The organism is Arthrobacter sp. SAFR-044, assembly GCF_051965175.1.
In the GTDB taxonomy this organism is placed as follows: domain Bacteria; phylum Actinomycetota; class Actinomycetes; order Actinomycetales; family Micrococcaceae; genus Arthrobacter.
In genome coordinates this window covers 500,235-516,610 of sequence record NZ_JBQCMK010000001.1, presented here as the reverse complement: position 1 = coordinate 516,610, position 16,376 = coordinate 500,235, and the positions used below count along the sequence as shown (strand labels likewise).

Below are 16,376 nucleotides of genomic sequence, written 5' to 3'. Positions count from 1 at the left end.
GGACTCCTTGAGTTGAAAGGGTAAAAAGCGGCTACGCGGCAATCCCGGCCAGCATGCCGGTTACCGGAGACCATTCCGTGATGCGGGTTCCGGCGATCACGCCGGCTTCGGCGAAAGGATCCTGCTTGAGGATCGAATTGAGGGCGCCTTCATCGGACGCCTTGAAGATCAGCAGGGCACCCGCGCCGTCGCCGTAAGGGCCGCTGGCCACGATGACACTGTCCTGTGCCAGGCCGCCCGTCCATTCCCGGTGCGCGGGGCGGACCTCATTGCGGGTTTCGGTGGAGTTGGCGGCATAAACGTACTCAACGGCAAAAACTGTCATACCGCTACCCTATCGCCATGGCCGGCCAGGTACTGTCTTCATCCCCCATCCGGGGAGAAGAGCCGGGCGAATTGGACGCGGCGCAGGAAAGGGTCCCGGCGCACACCGCATGGTGCACGGGCGGATGGTGCACGGGCACAGGGGGAAGGTTCGGTTCAGCGCAGGAAAAGGACTTTGACGGCGGCAGCGGTTCCGGCTGCCCAAAGCATGGAGGTAAGGGTCCCGATGATGAAACGTTCGGCGGCAACAGGCGTCTCCTTCAACTCGGCGAACCTGCCCAGGCCTTTGATGGCCACGATGTAGGCAATGGCGACGGGTTGGCCGGTAAGGATGGCAAGGCACACTCCCAGCCGCTCCAGCACGCCGATGATGGCCCCGCCGCGCAGGATGCGCTGGCTTGGCAGTGCAGGTCCGGCCGCGGACCCGTTCGACGCCGGCCGGCCGGGAGGGGCGGTCAACTCACCGTCCACCGCTTGGTTGCCTGCGACGCCGGCAGCGTCAGGATCCGGGTCAGCTGCCGCCGGCGGGACCATTGCCCCGTCCGGTCCCGGCAATCCTGCGGAAGGGTTGTCCACAGTGACGTCAGCCGCCGGGTCCTCCTCCCCCCTGAGCGCTTCCTCTGCAGCCTTGGCGGCATCCGCCCTGTCATCGATGGTCCGGGCAAGCTTGAAGACCAGCGCAGTGACCGGCCAGCCGGCAAAGCCGGCCACCACCAAAGCCACTGCCACCCAAAGTGCGGTCACGCGTCTCCTTCATTCCGGTCCGCAGGCTTAATGCGGCCCACAGGCTCCCCCTGGGCCGCGGCATCCTGCTGGGCAGGGACATTCTTTTGCGCGGGGACATCTTGCTGGGCAGGGACATTCTTTTGCGCGGGGACATCTTGGCGCGCACTGACATCCTTTTCCGCTTGGCCAACCCTGGAGTCTGCAAAACCCAGGAGCATGGAAGCAGCCGGCCTGGCTGCCCATTCTTCCTGCCACCCGGAGCGAAGCACGGTACGGCTCACCGACTGCTCCGAAATTCCGAGTTCAAGCGCCACGTGCTTCTGGCTTCCATGCCGGCCCTGGCCCTGGCCACGCGCACCCGTGCGGCGCAGGGCATCCACCACCCGCCACTGGGCTTCCGTGCGGTCCTGGACAAGCCGGCCGAGCAGCCTGAGTACCGCCTCCGCATTGGCACATGCCTGCACCCCCTCTCCGGCAGCGGCACCCCCGGCCGCTTCCCCTGCCATGATGCCGGGCACCACTGACAACGGCACCTGGGAACCTGCGCCCTTGGCAAGCTCCACGGCCTTTCGGGCGGCAACAAAGGCGGTGCCGGTGCCTTCCCGGGGGCTGGCATCCGGCGGCAGGGAGACGGTTCCGACGCCGATCCCGACGTACCAGCGTCCGCCGCGGAGCGCATGCAGGGCAATCTCCACCACGGCGGAAGCGTCCTGCACGACTCCCTGGATTTCATCCCCTACGGAGCGTTCGAACAGAGGCTGGTCCGTTCCAGGAAGTTCAAGGCCCGCAAGGTCTTCGAGCAGTACCGGTACCAGGTCCCGGCTGCCAGTGCTCCCGCGCTGGTCGATGGTCATGACGAACATACCTCAACCATAGATGGCTGATTGCATGCAATCAATCAGATCTGGCTGATTTTTTAAAGTCAACCATTACGGGACGAGCAGGCAGGAATGCGGTTAGCCAAAGAGGTTGACGGGCTTAACAATGTCCGCGTAGATCAACAACGCGCTCATGCCCATCAACAGCGCCGCCACCACGTAGGTGACGGGAAGCAGTTTGGCGATGTCGAAGGCGCCGGGATCCGGCCGTCCGCGCAGTTTTGCCACCCTCCGCCGTGCGCCCTCATACAGGGCGCCTGCAACGTGGCCGCCGTCCAGCGGCAGGAGCGGGACCAGGTTGAACACGGCAAGTGCGAAGTTCAGGCCGGCCAGCAGGCCAACGAGGGTTGCCACCCGGGACTGCAGCGGTATGGCCTCCATGGCTGCCACTTCACCTGCGACCCTGCCCACGCCCACCACACTGATGGGGCCGTTGGGGTCGCGTGGCTCTTCGCTGAATGCGGCCTTGGCCACCCCCACCACGCGGGCAGGCAGGTTCAAGACAACGCCGGCCACCTGGCGGATGTTCTCCCCCGCCATGGGCAGGACGGACGGCGCCGGCTGCGGCACCAGCGCCGTCTGGGCGCCGATGCCAAGGAATCCGACGTCCTGGTACTGCAGGTTGCCGGCGGCGTCGGTTGCCTGCCGTCCGTCGGCTCCCATGACCGGCCGGGCCGACAGGACGGGGGTCACGGTGGTGGACACGGGGTTGCCGTCCCGCTGCACAGTAATGGCGACTTGCTTGCCGGCGGACGCGCGGATCCATTCGGTCAACTGGTCCCAGCGGGTGACGGGTTTGCCGTCGAAGGAGGTGATGGTGTCATTGGGCTTCAGCCCGGCAGCGGCGGCAGGCGTCAGCTGGCAGTCGGCGGAATCGGGATCGACCGTTTGTCCCGCGGCCACCTGGCACTTGGACACGTCGGAAATGGTGGTGGTGGCCGTGGCAACGCCGAAACCCATCAGCAGTACGGCGGTGAGCAGGACGCCCAGGATCATGTTCATGGCCGGGCCACCCAGCATCACGATGACCTTTTTCCAGACCGGCAGCCGGTAGAAGACCCGGTTTTCGTCGCCGGGCCCTACTTCCTCGTGCGCCATGGAGCGCGCCTCGGTGGCCAGCGTCTGGAACATGCCGGTGCTGGAAGGCCGGACCGAGCCGTCCTCCTTGTTGGGCGGGTACATGCCGATCATGGAGACGTAGCCGCCCAGCGGGACGGCCTTCACGCCGTATTCGGTTTCGCCCTTCCGGCGTGACCACAGCGTCGGCCCGAACCCGATCATGTACTTGGTCACGCGGACCTTGAACAGCTTGGCCGGCACCAGGTGGCCCACCTCGTGGAGCGCAATGGACACGGCGATGCCCAGGGCGACGAAGACGACGCCGAGGATGAAAAGTAGGACAGGGGTCATGGAGGTGCTGCTGCTTCCTAGAGACTGCTGACTGCTAAACGTTCGTGGGCGCGGGCGCGTGCCCAGCTTTCAGCATCCAGCACCGATTCCACCGTCAGCCCGGAGGAACCTGAGTGTTCGCTGAGCACGCTGTCCACAGTATCGACGATATCGGTGAACCGGATGCGGCCGGCATGGAACGCCGTCACCGCTTCCTCGTTGGCCGCATTGAAGACAGCGGGGAAGGTGCTCCCCTGCTTCGCGGCGTCCTTGGCCAGCCCGACGGCGGGGAAGGCGTCCGTATCCAGCGGCTCGAAGGTCCATGTGGCGGCCTGCGTCCAGTCGCACGGGCTGGCGGCGTTGGGGACACGGGCCGGCCAGCCGAGCCCCAGGGCGATGGGCAGGCGCATGTCCGGCGGGGAGGCCTGGGCGATGGTGGAGCCGTCCACGAACTGGACCATGGAATGGACCACGGACTGGGGGTGCACCACGACGTCGATCCGATCCAGGGGAATGTCGAACAGCAGGTGCGCCTCGATGACCTCCAGGCCCTTGTTCACCAGGGTGGCCGAGTTGGTGGTGACCATCACGCCCATGTCCCAGGTGGGGTGGGCCAGGGCTTCCCGGGGGGTGACGGCATGGAGTTCCTCCCGGCTCCTGCCCCTGAAGGGTCCCCCTGAAGCAGTGAGGATGAGCTTGTCCACCTCGCGGGGAGTGCCGGAGCGAAGGCACTGGGCAATGGCCGAGTGCTCCGAATCGACGGGGACGATCTGGCCCTCGCGGGCAGCGGCCTTGACCAGGCTGCCGCCCACGATCAGGGACTCCTTGTTGGCAAGGGCCAGGGTGGCGCCGGACTTGAGGGCCGCGAGCGTGGGCGCCAACCCTATGGATCCGGTAATGCCGTTGAGCACCACATCCGCCTCAACCGCGGCGATGCGGGCGGAGGCGTCCGGGCCCGCCACGATCTCCGGCCGGTACCCCGGGCGGCCCGCCGCAGCAGCAGCGTCATCGATCAGCGCAGCCAGCCGGGCAGGATCGCCGCCGGCAATCCCCACCGCAGCGGCGCCGGTGTGGACCGCCTGCCGGGCCAGGAGTTCCAGGTTGCCGCCCCCGGCGGACAGTGCCACTACCTCGAACAGGTGAGGGGCGCCGTCGACGACGTCAATCGCCTGGGTGCCGATGGAACCGGTGGATCCGAGGAGGACGATTCTGCGTGGCTGCATGGGTTAAGTATCCCGCACCCTCCAGGGCGTCCGTGCGCGCCCGGCCGGCTGGGCCGTCGTCGCACCCGCCCAGTCCTGGCCTGCTGTTGGACCCTTGACCGGCGGGTGGCCGGGCGTAACGTGGAACGCGTGGACTGGCTCACGTGGTTTGATGCGCCGGAGTACGAGTTCGCCCGGCAGGTGCTGCAGCGGGGCGTGGCGGCACTGTATTTTGTCGCGTTCCTGTCCACGCTGAACCAGTTTCCCGCCCTTCTCGGCGAACACGGCCTCCTCCCGGTGCCCGGGTTCCTTGCTGCGTTCTCCCGTTTCCGCCGGCCCACCCTGTTCCGCTGGCGGTACTCAGACAGGCTGCTGCGCGCCGTCTGCGCCGTTGGCCTGGTGGTGGCGGCGCTGCTCGTGGCAGGGATTCCGCAGCTGGGTCCGCCCTGGGTTCCCCTGCTTGCGTTCCTGGCCCTGTGGCTGCTGTACATGTCCATTGTGAATGTGGGCCAGACGTTTTACGGGTTTGGCTGGGAAATGCTGCTCCTGGAGGCGGGCTTCACCGTAGGCTTCCTGGGCTCAAACCAGACGGAGCCGCCCCGGACCATCCTGATCCTGGTTGTGTGGCTGGTGTTCCGGCTGGAGTTCGGGGCGGGAATGATCAAGATCCGCGGCGGCCGGGAGTGGCGCGACCTGACGGCGCTGTACTACCACCACGAAACACAGCCCATGCCAGGGCCGCTGAGCCGGCAGGCGCACCTGCTGCCCAAGCCGCTGCACCGCATCGAGGTGGTGGGCAACCACATCGCCCAGCTGGTAGTGCCGTTCCTGCTGTTCGCACCGCAGCCGGTGGCAAGCGCCGCGGCAGGGGTGGTGGTGGTGACCCAGTTGTGGCTGGTGGCCAGCGGCAACTTCGCCTGGCTGAACTGGATGGCGATCGTGCTGGCGTTCGCGGCGGTCAGCGACCCCGTAGCGCATGCCGTGATTCCCGCCATCCCCGCGGACTGGAATGCCGCCACAGGCGCCCGGCAGGAAACCCCGCTGTGGTGGCTCGCCATCACGCTGGCGGCGTCCCTCCTGCTGCTGGTGCTGAGCTACTGGCCGCTCCGGAACCTGTTCTCCCGCCGCCAGCTGATGAACGCCAGCTTCAACCGGTGGCAGCTGGTCAACGCCTACGGTGCGTTCGGCACCGTGACCAAGCAGCGCATCGAGATCGTGGTGGAGGGCACGCTGGATGAGGACCCCGACGGCAGTTCGAACTGGCGCGAGTACGGCTTCAAGGGCAAACCGGGGGACGTGCGCCGGATTCCGCGGCAGTGGGCGCCGTACCACCTGCGGCTGGACTGGCTGATGTGGTTCCTGCCGCTGCGGACCGTGCACGAGGAATGGTTCTATGCGTTCCTGGGCAAGCTGCTGGCGGCCGACCGGCAGATGCTGCGGCTGCTCCGGAAGGACCCGTTCGACGGCGCCGCGCCACGCTGGGTGCGCGTGCGCAGCTTCCATTACCGCTTCGCAAGCCGGAAGGAGTTCCGGGAGACAGGGAACCGCTGGGTGCGGACACTGCTGTCGGAGCCGATCCCGGCCACATCACTCCGGCGGCCGAAGGGGCGGCAGCGGTAGTTATGCCTCCACGGCGGCGCGGCGGACGATCTCCTGGGCGTGCTTGAGGATGGGGCCGTCGATCATTTTTCCCTGGTATTTGAAGACCCCGGACCCGGCCGAGGCTGCAGCATCCAGCAGGGCTGTGGCTGCGGCCACCTCGTCGGCCGAGGGCGCATAGGCCTTCCGGACCACGGCTGCCTGGCTGGGATGGATGCACGCCTTGGAGCTGAAGCCTGTGGCCACGGCGTCGGCTGCTTCGGCCGCCAGCCCGTCGAGGTCGGGGATGTGGGTGTACACGGCGTCCACCGCTTCCTTGCCGTGCGCCCGCGCTGCCAGCAGCACTGACGAACGGGCGTGCAGCGCAACTGCCCGGTAGCCGCCGTCGTCTTTCCGGCTGGACGTACCGCCCAGGCTGGCCAGCAGGTCCTCGGCCCCCCACATCAGGCCCACCACGTTGGGGGCGGCGGCGATGGCCGGCGCGTTGAGCACGCCCAGGGCTGTTTCGCACAGCGCGATCACCTGGTAGCCCTCCAGCGCCTTGAGCTGGTCGGCCGATTCCGCCTTGGCCAGCATCACGGTGCGGTAGGGGGTATGGGCCAGGCAGTGCAGGTCTTTTTCGAAGTCCTCCGTGCCCGCGGGGTTGACCCTGACTATGGTGCAGCTGGGTTCAAGCTCCGGTTCAACGCCGGTGGTTCCCAACTGGGCCAGGATGGCGCCGCGGGCCCGCTGCTTGTCCCCGGGCGCCACCGCGTCTTCGAGGTCCAGGATGACGGCATCCGCCCGTGCGGCGGCCTTCTGGTAGCGTTCGGGACGGTCGGCGGGGCAGAAGAGCAGGGCAGGGCCCATCACAAAGGTCATAACGCTATTCTCCGATCTTTTGGCCGCTCTGCGCTTCCATATGCGCCTCCCGGGTCCACATCAGGCAGCTGCGGGTGGCCCGTGCCACCACGGTGCCTGCCTGGTTGCGGCCGGTGTGCTCCATGGTGACGATGCCCTGGCCCGGGCGCGAGGCCGAAAGCCTCCTGCCGGTGATGACCGTCTCCGTGTACAGCGTGTCCCCGTGGTACAGCGGATGCGGGAAGGAAACATCCGTCAGGCCCAGCTGGGCGATGATGGTCCCCTGGGTCAGCTGGGTGACGGACTGGCCCACCATGGTGGCCAGGGTGAACATGGAGTTCATCAGCCGCTGCCCAAAAGGCTGCCCGGCGCTCCAGGCCGCGTCCAGGTGCAGCGCCTGGGTGTTCATGGTCAGGGTGCTGAACAGGACGTTGTCCGTTTCCGTCACCGTCCTGCCGGGACGGTGCGCATACACCAGGCCCTCCTCCAGCTCGTCGAAGTACAGCCCGCGCTGCTCGGCGACGCGCCGGCCGCCGTCGTCCTTGGGGTTGCTGTCCGTGGGGTTGCCGCCGGTCATACGGTGAGTTCCCGGTCTTCCTCGAACAGGTCCGCGCCGGTGGCGGCCACCACGTCCTCCACGGAGACGTTGGGGGCCAGTTCGCTCAGGACCAGCCGAGAGGTGCCGCCATCCTTGACGACGTCGATGACGGCCAGGTCGGTGATGATCCGGTCCACGCAGCCCTTTCCGGTCAGCGGGAGCGTGCATTCCTGGACAATCTTGGGGTTGCCGTTGCGGTCGACGTGCTCCATCATCACGATCACCCGCTTGGCCCCGAACACCAGGTCCATGGCCCCGCCCATTCCCTTGACCATCTTTCCCGGGATCATCCAGTTGGCCAGGTCCCCGTTGGCGGCCACCTCCATGGCGCCCAGGACGGCCACGTCCACGTGGCCGCCGCGGATCATGCCGAAGGACGTTGCCGAGTCGAAGAAGGCTGCTCCCCTGTTGACGGTCACCGTCTCCTTGCCGGCGTTGATCAGGTCCGGATCGATGGCGTCCTCTGCCGGGTAGGGCCCGACGCCGAGGATCCCGTTTTCCGAGTGCAGCACAACTTCCACGCCTGCCGGAATGTAGTTGGGGATCAGGGTGGGCATCCCGATGCCCAGGTTCACGTACTGGCCGTTGCGGAGTTCTTTGGCCACGCGGGCGGCGAGCTCGTTGCGCGTCCAGCCCTTGGTGTCCGCCGCAGATGTGGAGTCGCCGGGTCCGGCATGCCGCTGGGAAGCGGACCGCCGGTATTCCGGGCGCACGGCTTCAGGCCGGGGCGCTTCGGGGCTGTTGGGATCCATGGTCATGCTCCTGCCTGGTTGAGTGCCACCGTCCGCTTTTCGATCCGTTTCTCGCCGTTCTGCGCCAGGACCACCCGCTGGACGAAGATGCCGGGGGTATGGATGTGTTCGGGGTCCAGTTCGCCGGGCTCCACGAGTTCCTCCACCTCAGCGATGGTGATCCGACCCGCCATGGCGCACAGCGGGTTGAAGTTCATGGCCGTGGCGTGGAAGACCAGGTTGCCGTGCCGGTCGCCCTTCCACGCGTGCACCAGCCCAAAGTCCGGCGTGAGCGACTCTTCCAGGACGTAGTCCACTCCCCCGAAGGAGCGCACCTCCTTCGGGGCGGAGGCAACCGCGATCCCGCCGTTGGCGTCGTACTTCTGCGGCAGGCCGCCGTCGGACACCTGCGTGCCAACCCCTGCCTTGGTGTAGAACGCCGGGATCCCTGCTCCGCCTGCCCGCAGCTTCTCAGCCAGCGTGCCCTGCGGGGTGAGCACCACCTCAAGTTCACCGGCAAGGTACTGGCGGGCGAACTCCTTGTTTTCTCCCACGTAGGAGCTGATGGTCCGCCGGATGCGCCCGGCCCGGAGCAGGATGCCAAGGCCCCAGTCGTCCACGCCGCAGTTGTTGCTGACGGTCTCCAGCCCTGACGTGCCGGCCCTGTGCAAAGCGTCGATCAGGGCCACCGGAATCCCGCAGAGCCCGAACCCACCAACCGCCAGCGAGGCGCCGTCGGGGATGTCCGCGACGGCTTGGTCCGCACTGGCAACAACCTTGTCAATCATCATTGATCCTTTCGGGCCGGCTAAAGTCCCAGTTCGCGGGCGATCAGCATCAGCTGGACCTCCGTGGTGCCCTCCCCCACTTCAAGGATCTTGGAGTCGCGGTAGTGGCGTGCCACGGTGAACTCGTTGATGAAGCCATAGCCGCCGAATACCTGGGTGGCATCCCGCGCATTGTCCATGGCCGCCTCGCCTGCGACCATCTTAGCGATGGCCGCCTGGGTCTTGAACGGCTTGCCGGCAAGCATCCGGCCGGCCGCGTCGTAGTAGGCCAGGCGGGCCGTGTGGGCGCGCGCTTCCATCCGGGCGATCTTGAAGGAAATGGCCTGGTACTTGCCGATTTCGTGCCCGAACGCCCGGCGCTCGCGGGCGTATTTGACGGACAGGTCAACGCAGCCCTGCGCGGCACCGGTGGCCAGGGCGGCAATCGCAATCCGGCCCTCGTCCAGGATGGACAGGAAGTTCGCGTAGCCACGCCCTTCGGCCCCCAGCAGGTTTTCCTCCGGCACCCGGACGTCCTTCAGGGTCAGCGGGTGGGTGTCCGAGGCGTTCCATCCCACCTTGTTGTAGGGCTTTTCCGCCTTGAATCCCGGGGTGTCGGTGGGCACCAGGATGGTGGAGATCTCTTTTTGGAGGCTTCCGTCCGCGCGCTCCTTTTGCCCGGTAACCGCTGTGACGGTGACCAGCCGGGTGATGTCGGTTCCGGAGTTGGTGATGAACTCCTTGTTGCCGTTGATCACCCAGTGGCCGTCCTCGCGCCGGGCATGGGTCTTGGTGCCGCCGGCGTCCGATCCTGCCTCGGGTTCGGTGAGCCCGAACCCGGCGAGCGCCTGGCCGGACGCCAGCATGGGCAGCCATTCCTGCTTCTGCGCGTCCGTGCCGAACCGGTACACGGGCATGGCCCCCAGGGACACACCGGCCTCCAGGGTGATGGCGACGGACTGGTCCACCCGGCCCAGCTGCTCCAGCGCGAGCGCAAGGGCGAAGTAGTCCCCGCCCATGCCGCCGTATTCCTCAGGGAACGGCAGACCGAACAGGCCCATCTCCGCCATCTGCTTCACCACCTCATAGGGGAAGCTGTGCTCTTCGTCATGCTTGGCGGAGACCGGGGCCACCACGTTGTCCGCGAAGTCGCGCACGGTGTCGCTGAGGTCCTGGTATTCCTCGGTGAGTTCAAAACCGGTCATGGTCAGGCTCCTTCGCCTTGTTCTGCAACTGCGTCTGTGTCGGTGTTGGCGTCTGCGTCTGTGCCGGTGTCCGTGGAAGCGGGTTCCGTGCCTGTTGGATGGGGGTGGATGGTGGCCAGGATTTGGTCCGCCTTCACAAGGTCACCGGTGCGGGCAGTCAGGTGGACCGTTCCCGCCAGGGGGGCCACCAGGTGGTGCTCCATCTTCATGGCCTCCACGGATACCAGGACTTCCCCGGCCTGGACCGCATCGCCATCGCTGACCGGGACAGCCACCACGGTTCCGGGCATCGGCGAGCGCACTTCGGGGTCGGCCACACCTTCCTGGCGCTGCACGGCCGCCAGCACCCGTTCCAGCCGTGCTTCCCGGGCCAGGAGTTCCAGCCGGCAGGACCAGCCGTCGTTGCCGAGGAAGAACTGGAGCGGCAGCCCCGGCGCTGCAGCCACCTGGTACTCCCGTTCCGTGCCGCCAAGGGTAAGGACTGCGCCGCCACCACCTTCCAAGCGCAGTGCGGCAGTCTGCCGGGGGCCGCCGTCGACAGCAACGGTTGCGGTGTCTCCGCCGGTGGGACTTCCGCTGACCTGCACTGTTGCCACCCCGCCGTCGGACGTTCCCAGGCTGATCCGGCGCGGCGCGGGCGCACCAAGGCGCCACCCGCTGCGTGCCTGCCAGGGTCCGCCGGCGGGCGTGGGGTTGTCCTGCGCCTCCAGGCTGAGGGCGTACAGCGCGGCGGCTACCAGTTCTGAGTCGCCAACGCGCCGGAATTCCAGGGCCGGCAGCTTCCGTTCGATCAACCCGGTGTCCAGGTGCCCGGCCTGGACATCTGAATCGCTGAGCAGGAGCCGCAGGTACTCCACGTTGGTCTCGATGCCCAGCGCTGTGTAGCCTGCCAGCGCCGCGTCCAGGGATTTAAGGGCTCCCCCACGGTCCTCGCCCCAGGCGATAACCTTCGAAATCATGGGATCGTAGTTGGCGGAGAGCTCCAGCCCTTCCAGCAGGGAGGAATCCACCCGGACCGGGCCGTGCGTCCCCATTGGCAGCTCCTCCAGCTGGAGCACCGTCCCGGTGGAGGGGAGGAAGTTCTTCTCGGGCACCTCGGCGTAAACCCGCGCCTCCACGGCGTGGCCGGACAGTTCGACGTCGGCCTGCCGGAGCGTCAGTTCGGCACCGGCGGCGATCCGCACCTGCCATTCCACCAGGTCGATGCCGGTGACCATTTCCGTGACCGGGTGCTCCACCTGCAGCCGGGTGTTCATCTCCATGAAGAAAAACTCATCCGGGGCATCGTCTGAGACCAGGAACTCCACGGTTCCGGCCCCCGTGTAGTTCACGCTGCGGGCGGCGTTGCAGGCGGCCTCGCCGATCCGGGCCCGGACTTCCGGACCGTTGGGCAGGCTCTCCAGCAGGGGTGACGGGGCTTCCTCGATGACTTTTTGGTGCCGCCGCTGCAGGGAGCATTCACGCTCGCCGAGGTGGATGACGTTGCCGTGGGCGTCCGCCAGGACCTGGACTTCAATGTGCCGGGGGGTGGTGACCAGGCGCTCCAGGAACAGGGTGTCGTCGCCGAACGCGGCTGCGGCGACGCGCCGGGCCGTGGCCAGGGCGGCGGGCAGGTCCGCCTGCTTTTCGACCACGTGCATCCCTTTGCCGCCGCCGCCGGCGGAGGGCTTGATCAAGAGGGGATAGCCGACGGCGGCAGCAGCCTCCACGAGTTCACTGTCCGTCATGCCGGGCCTGGCAATGCCGGGGACCACCGGCACTCCGTACCCCGCCACATGGTTCTTGGCGCGGATCTTGTCGCCCATGACGTTCAGCGCTTCCACGCCGGGACCAATGAACGCAATGCCGGCTTCTTCAAGGGCTCGGGCGAAGTCCGCATTTTCGCTCAGGAAGCCGTAGCCGGGGTGGACAGCTTCCGCGCCGGACTGCCGGCATGCCGTGAGGATGGCGTCAATGCTGAGGTAGCTTTCGGCTGCCGCGGCGGGGCCGATGCGGACGGAACTGTCGGCTTCGCGCACGTGGCGGGCGCCGGCGTCGGCATCGCTGTAGACGGCGACCGAACGGATTCCCAGGAGGCGCAGCGTGCGGATGACGCGGCAGGCGATTTCGCCGCGGTTGGCCACCAGGACGGTGCTGAAAAGGGAGCCACCGCCGGTTTTGGCCCTGCCGGCCTCTTTGGTGGTGGCGCCGGCGGCACTTTGCTGCATGGCGGTGTTGGTCTGCATGGTCATTGCTGGCTCACATCCGGAAGAGGCCGAAGGAGGTCTCCGGCAAAGGGGTGCGGGAGACAACGTCGAGGGCCAGGCCCAGGACGGTGCGGGTGTCTGCGGGGTCGATGACGCCGTCATCCCACAGCCGTGCCGTTGAGTAGTAGGGGCTGCCCTGGTCCTCGTACTGCCGGCGGATGGGCGCTTTGAAGGCTTCCTCGTCGTCGGCGGCCCATTCCTCCCCCGCTGCCTCGTACTGGTCCCGCTTCACGGTGGCCAGCACGCTGGCAGCCTGGTTGCCGCCCATCACCGAGATCCTGGCCGCGGGCCACATCCACAGGAACCTGGGCGAATAGGCCCGGCCGCACATGGAGTAGTTTCCGGCGCCAAAGGAACCGCCGATGACCACGGTCAGCTTGGGGACGCGGACCGTGGCAACGGCGGTCACCATCTTGGCCCCGTTCTTGGCGATGCCACCCTGTTCGGCGTCCCTGCCCACCATGAAGCCGGAGATATTCTGCAGGAAGAGCAGCGGGATGCCGCGCTGGTCGCACAGCTCAATGAAGTGCGCACCCTTGAGCGAGGACTCGCTGAACAGCACGCCGTTGTTGGCCACGATGCCTACGGGGTGTCCCTCGATCCGGGCGAATCCTGTGACCAGGGTGGTGCCGTAGTCCTTCTTGAACTCGTGGAACCTGCTGCCGTCCACCAGGCGGCCGATGACCTCATGGACGTCGTAGGGTGCGTTGACGTCCGTGGGCACGGCGCCGTAGAGCCCTTCCGGGTCCACGGCCGGTTCGACGGCGGGTTCCACCTGCCAGGCCGGCGCGGCCGGAGGCGGCAGGGTGGCAACGATGTCCCTGATGATCTGGAGGGCATGTTCGTCGTTTTCGGCAAGGTGGTCCGTCACCCCCGACACCCGGGAGTGCACCTCTCCGCCGCCCAGTTCCTCGGCGGTGACGATTTCCCCAATGGCTGCCTTTACCAGCGGCGGGCCGCCCAAGAAGATGGTGCCCTGGTTCCGGACAATGACGGTCTCGTCGCTCATGGCGGGGACGTAGGCTCCGCCGGCGGTGCAGGAGCCCATGACGGCGGCGATCTGGGGAATCTTGGCTGCCGACAGGCGTGCCTGGTTGTAGAAGATCCGGCCGAAGTGCTCCTTGTCGGGGAACACCTCGTCCTGTTTGGGCAGGAAAGCGCCGCCCGAGTCCACCAGGTAGATGCAGGGCAGCCGGTTTTCCAGGGCGACCTCCTGGGCGCGGAGGTGCTTCTTCACCGTCATGGGGTAATAGGTGCCGCCCTTGACGGTGGCGTCGTTGGAGATGACCAGGACCTGCCGGCCGTGGACCAGGCCGATCCCCGCGATGACTCCTGCGCCGGGGGCGTCGTCACCGTACATCCCGTTGGCCGCGAGGGGCGCGATTTCCAGGAAGGGGCTGCCGTCGTCCAGCAGCTGGTCAATCCGGTCCCGCGGGAGCAGCTTGGCCCGGGCGACATGGCGGTCCCGCGACTTCTGGGGCCCGCCCAGTGCGGCATCCGCGAGCTTCTTCCGCAGCTCGCCGGCGAGCGACAACTGCTCGTTCCGGTTGGCGCGGAAGGACTCGCTTGCCGGGTCGAGCCGGGTGGCCAGGGTCTCCATCGACGTTCCGTCCTTGTGTGGTTGCGCGCGGCCGCCAGGCCAACTCGGTTAGTGACTAATAACTGAAATTCAGGTTAGTCTCGATTAACTGTGATGTCCAACACATCACCGCCTTGTTAGACTCTGGGCTGGCCCAAGGAGGAAAAGTGTCCAGCAATACAGTGCAGCCGGCCCCTGCCGCCGAGGCCCCCACAACCGCAACCCAGGCGCCTACAACCCAGGCCCCCACAACCCAGCGCGGCAAAGCCAAGGAGAACCGGCGGCAGGCCTTGCTGTCCGCTGCCGCCTCCCTCTTCGCGGCCAACGGCTTCAACCGGGTTTCGCTGGAGGACCTTGGTGCGGCAGCAGGCGTCAGCGGACCTGCGGTGTACCGCCACTTTCCCGGCAAGCAGGCCGTGCTGGCGGACCTTTTGGTCACCGTGAGCCAGGAACTGCTCGACGGCGGCCGCCAGGTTGTGGAGCGCACTGCCGACCCCCACGCCGCGCTGCGGCAGCTGGTGGAGTTCCAGGTGGATTTCGCGCTCGGCAAGCCGGACGTGATCCGGGTACAGGACCGGGACTTCACCAACCTTTCGGAGCAGGACCAGTTGGCCGTGCGGACACTCCAGCGCAGCTACGTGGAGGTGTGGGTGGACATCCTGGCCAAGGTCCACCCAGAAACCGACGCCGCTGAGCTGCGGATGCGCGCCCACGCCACGTTCGGCCTCATCAATTCCACGCCGCACTCAGTCCGCAGCCATGGCAGGCGCATGGCGGCCGGCGTCGCCCGCCCCCTGCTGGAACGGATGGCGCTGGCCGCCCTCATGGTGGACGACAGCCCGGCTCCCTGACCCTGGCATGCCAGGAGCTAAACCATCGTGAGCACCATGCCGGGCTCGGCCAGGATGGCCCCAATGTCCGCAAGGAACCGGGAACCCTGCTCCCCATCCACCAGGCGGTGGTCGAAGGACAGGCTCAGCGTGAGCACCTGGCGCAGCGCCACCTCGCCCCGGTATTCCCAGGGCATGGTCCGGACAGCCCCAAGGCCAAGGATCGCCGCCTCCCCCGGGTTGAGGATGGGAGTCCCTGCGTCAATGCCGAAGACGCCGATGTTGGTGATGGAGATGGTGCCGCCGGAAAGGTCCGCCGGCGTGGTCTTGCCCGCCCGCGCGGTTTCGGCGAGTGCCGTGAGCGCCTGGGCCAGCTGCGGGAGCGGCAGGGCGTCGGCATCCTTGATGTTCGGAACCGTGAGTCCCCGCGGCGTCGCGGCGGCGATGCCCAGGTTTACGTAATTGAAGGTGACGATCTCCTGGTTTTCTTCGTCCCAGCGGGAGTTAAGTGCCGGGTTGCGGCGCACGGCGATGAGGAGGGCTTTGGCGGCGAGCGTCAACGGGGTGAGCTTAACTCCGGCAAAGGTCCTGCTGTCCTTGAGCTTGGCCAGCAGCTCAAGGCTCGGCGTGACATCCACGGTCAGGAATTCGGTGGCATGGGGCGCGGTGAAGGCGCTCTGGACCATGGCCGCCGCAGTGTGCTTGCGGACGCCCTTGATGGGGGTGCGCGTCTCCCGCTCCCCCGCTGTGGGCCCGCCTGAGGACGCGGACCCCTGCACGTGAGTGGCAGGTTCCACCGCATGCCCCGAAAACTCCAGGACGTCCTCCCGGGTAATCAGGCCGCCGGGACCGGTACCCGGAACCTGGACGAGGTCCAGCCCCAGGTCCTTGGCCAGCTTTCGGACCGGAGGCGTGGACCGGGGACGTTCGGCGGGCTTGGTTTCGGTGGCCTTGGTTTCGGTGGCCTTGGTTTCAACCGGGCTGGTTTCCGCGGGCACGGCTTCCACAGGTGCGGCTTCGGCAGCCGCTCCCCCGGCCGGCTGAACCACTGGTGCGGCCTGCCCCTGGGCAAAGTTCCGCGGCCGCCGAACCGGCCGGCCGGAGCCTTCAACGACGGCGCCATACCCCACCAGGTTCGGTTCCCGTTTGGGCGTTTCCACTGGTTGCCCGCCCAGCCCCTCCGAAAGGCCGGCCGCCTCTGCAGGTGACCCGCCGGCGTCGTCCGCTACCTCGAAGGAGACGATCGGCTTGCCCACCTCCACCACGGAACCGGGCTGTTCGTGCAGCTCCTTGATGACCCCGGCGAACGGCGAGGGAAGCTCCACCACGGCCTTGGCGGTCTCCACTTCGGCGATGACCTGGTTCAGGCTTACGGTGTCGCCAACATCGACTTTCCAGCTGAGGATTTCAGACTCGGTGAGCCCCTCGCCCAGGTCCGGGAGCCGGAATTCCTTGATCATGG

The 16,376-nt window shown here is 67.2% G+C and carries 14 protein-coding genes and 1 pseudogene; 2 read left to right on the top strand and 13 right to left on the bottom strand.

The features are described 5' to 3' along the window. Nucleotides 1-31: 31 nt before the first annotated feature. The 5 genes and pseudogenes from ACTHQS_RS02260 to dxr all read right to left on the bottom strand — a co-directional run bounded on the left by ACTHQS_RS02260 (nt 32) and on the right by dxr (nt 4,540). A complete protein-coding gene (locus ACTHQS_RS02260) occupies nt 32-325 on the bottom strand; it encodes a YciI family protein (protein ID WP_224025578.1) in 294 nt (97 codons plus the stop codon). Between the two features lie 155 nt (nt 326-480). Then, nucleotides 481-1,068 (bottom strand): hypothetical protein, encoded by a 588-nt coding sequence (locus ACTHQS_RS02255; RefSeq protein ID WP_440165655.1) that lies wholly within the window; start codon nt 1,066-1,068, stop codon nt 481-483. Between the two features lie 164 nt (nt 1,069-1,232). Further along, nucleotides 1,233-1,913, bottom strand: a pseudogene (locus tag ACTHQS_RS02250) (MarR family transcriptional regulator); the annotation flags it as partial. Nucleotides 1,914-2,006: 93 nt separating this feature from the next. Further along, on the bottom strand, nt 2,007-3,338 hold the full coding sequence (locus ACTHQS_RS02245) for a M50 family metallopeptidase (RefSeq protein WP_440165653.1): 1,332 nt from the start codon (nt 3,336-3,338) through the stop codon (nt 2,007-2,009). 17 nt (nt 3,339-3,355) lie between these two features. Next, a complete protein-coding gene (gene dxr, locus ACTHQS_RS02240; protein ID WP_440165651.1) occupies nt 3,356-4,540 on the bottom strand; it encodes a 1-deoxy-D-xylulose-5-phosphate reductoisomerase in 1,185 nt (394 codons plus the stop codon). Nucleotides 4,541-4,669: 129 nt separating this feature from the next. Between dxr and ACTHQS_RS02235 the strand changes: the two genes are divergently transcribed. Next, nucleotides 4,670-6,139, top strand: coding sequence for a lipase maturation factor family protein (locus ACTHQS_RS02235; RefSeq protein ID WP_440165649.1), 1,470 nt, complete (start codon nt 4,670-4,672; stop codon nt 6,137-6,139). On the opposite strand, the gene ACTHQS_RS02230 is transcribed toward ACTHQS_RS02235, so the two are convergent. The 7 genes from ACTHQS_RS02230 to ACTHQS_RS02200 are packed head-to-tail and all read right to left on the bottom strand — an operon-like array spanning nt 6,140 to nt 14,105. Further along, nucleotides 6,140-6,979 (bottom strand): HpcH/HpaI aldolase/citrate lyase family protein, encoded by an 840-nt coding sequence (locus ACTHQS_RS02230; RefSeq protein WP_440165647.1) that lies wholly within the window; start codon nt 6,977-6,979, stop codon nt 6,140-6,142. It abuts the gene before it with no gap. 4 nt (nt 6,980-6,983) lie between these two features. Then, nucleotides 6,984-7,535, bottom strand: a complete 552-nt coding sequence (locus tag ACTHQS_RS02225; protein ID WP_440165645.1) for a MaoC family dehydratase — start codon at nt 7,533-7,535, stop codon at nt 6,984-6,986. Then, nucleotides 7,532-8,314, bottom strand: coding sequence for a CoA transferase subunit B (locus tag ACTHQS_RS02220; protein WP_440165644.1), 783 nt, complete (start codon nt 8,312-8,314; stop codon nt 7,532-7,534). The genes ACTHQS_RS02225 and ACTHQS_RS02220 overlap by 4 nt, the downstream gene beginning before the upstream one ends. Then, nucleotides 8,311-9,075, bottom strand: coding sequence for a CoA transferase subunit A (locus ACTHQS_RS02215; RefSeq protein WP_440165854.1), 765 nt, complete (start codon nt 9,073-9,075; stop codon nt 8,311-8,313). The genes ACTHQS_RS02220 and ACTHQS_RS02215 overlap by 4 nt, the downstream gene beginning before the upstream one ends. Nucleotides 9,076-9,095: 20 nt before the next feature. After that, nucleotides 9,096-10,259 carry an acyl-CoA dehydrogenase family protein gene (locus ACTHQS_RS02210; protein WP_440165643.1) on the bottom strand — a complete coding sequence of 388 codons (1,164 nt, stop codon included), beginning with the start codon at nt 10,257-10,259 and terminating at the stop codon, nt 9,096-9,098. Nucleotides 10,260-10,261: 2 nt separating this feature from the next. Beyond that, a complete protein-coding gene (locus ACTHQS_RS02205) occupies nt 10,262-12,490 on the bottom strand; it encodes an acetyl/propionyl/methylcrotonyl-CoA carboxylase subunit alpha (RefSeq protein WP_440165642.1) in 2,229 nt (742 codons plus the stop codon). Nucleotides 12,491-12,497: 7 nt separating this feature from the next. Next, nucleotides 12,498-14,105: a carboxyl transferase domain-containing protein gene (locus tag ACTHQS_RS02200; protein WP_440165641.1), complete on the bottom strand. Its 1,608-nt coding sequence runs from the start codon at nt 14,103-14,105 to the stop codon at nt 12,498-12,500. Nucleotides 14,106-14,266: 161 nt separating this feature from the next. Between ACTHQS_RS02200 and ACTHQS_RS02195 the strand changes: the two genes are divergently transcribed. Beyond that, nucleotides 14,267-14,935, top strand: coding sequence for an SACE_7040 family transcriptional regulator (locus ACTHQS_RS02195; protein ID WP_440165852.1), 669 nt, complete (start codon nt 14,267-14,269; stop codon nt 14,933-14,935). Nucleotides 14,936-14,952: 17 nt separating this feature from the next. Here the strand turns inward: ACTHQS_RS02195 and ACTHQS_RS02190 are convergent, their stop codons facing one another. Then, nucleotides 14,953-16,374 (bottom strand): dihydrolipoamide acetyltransferase family protein, encoded by a 1,422-nt coding sequence (locus ACTHQS_RS02190; RefSeq protein WP_440165640.1) that lies wholly within the window; start codon nt 16,372-16,374, stop codon nt 14,953-14,955. Nucleotides 16,375-16,376 lie beyond the last annotated feature (2 nt).

What these genes read in the sequence shown, in the direction of transcription:
- ACTHQS_RS02260 (WP_224025578.1), bottom strand. Translation starts at nt 325, where the DNA reads ATGACAGTTTTTGCCGTTGAGTACGTTTATGCCGCCAACTCCACCGAA.
- ACTHQS_RS02245 (WP_440165653.1), bottom strand. Translation starts at nt 3,338, where the DNA reads ATGACCCCTGTCCTACTTTTCATCCTCGGCGTCGTCTTCGTCGCCCTG.
- dxr (WP_440165651.1), bottom strand. Translation starts at nt 4,540, where the DNA reads ATGCAGCCACGCAGAATCGTCCTCCTCGGATCCACCGGTTCCATCGGC.
- ACTHQS_RS02230 (WP_440165647.1), bottom strand. Translation starts at nt 6,979, where the DNA reads ATGACCTTTGTGATGGGCCCTGCCCTGCTCTTCTGCCCCGCCGACCGT.
- ACTHQS_RS02225 (WP_440165645.1), bottom strand. Translation starts at nt 7,535, where the DNA reads ATGACCGGCGGCAACCCCACGGACAGCAACCCCAAGGACGACGGCGGC.
- ACTHQS_RS02220 (WP_440165644.1), bottom strand. Translation starts at nt 8,314, where the DNA reads ATGACCATGGATCCCAACAGCCCCGAAGCGCCCCGGCCTGAAGCCGTG.
- ACTHQS_RS02215 (WP_440165854.1), bottom strand. Translation starts at nt 9,075, where the DNA reads ATGATTGACAAGGTTGTTGCCAGTGCGGACCAAGCCGTCGCGGACATC.
- ACTHQS_RS02210 (WP_440165643.1), bottom strand. Translation starts at nt 10,259, where the DNA reads ATGACCGGTTTTGAACTCACCGAGGAATACCAGGACCTCAGCGACACC.
- ACTHQS_RS02205 (WP_440165642.1), bottom strand. Translation starts at nt 12,490, where the DNA reads ATGACCATGCAGACCAACACCGCCATGCAGCAAAGTGCCGCCGGCGCC.
- ACTHQS_RS02200 (WP_440165641.1), bottom strand. Translation starts at nt 14,105, where the DNA reads ATGGAGACCCTGGCCACCCGGCTCGACCCGGCAAGCGAGTCCTTCCGC.
- ACTHQS_RS02190 (WP_440165640.1), bottom strand. Translation starts at nt 16,374, where the DNA reads ATGATCAAGGAATTCCGGCTCCCGGACCTGGGCGAGGGGCTCACCGAG.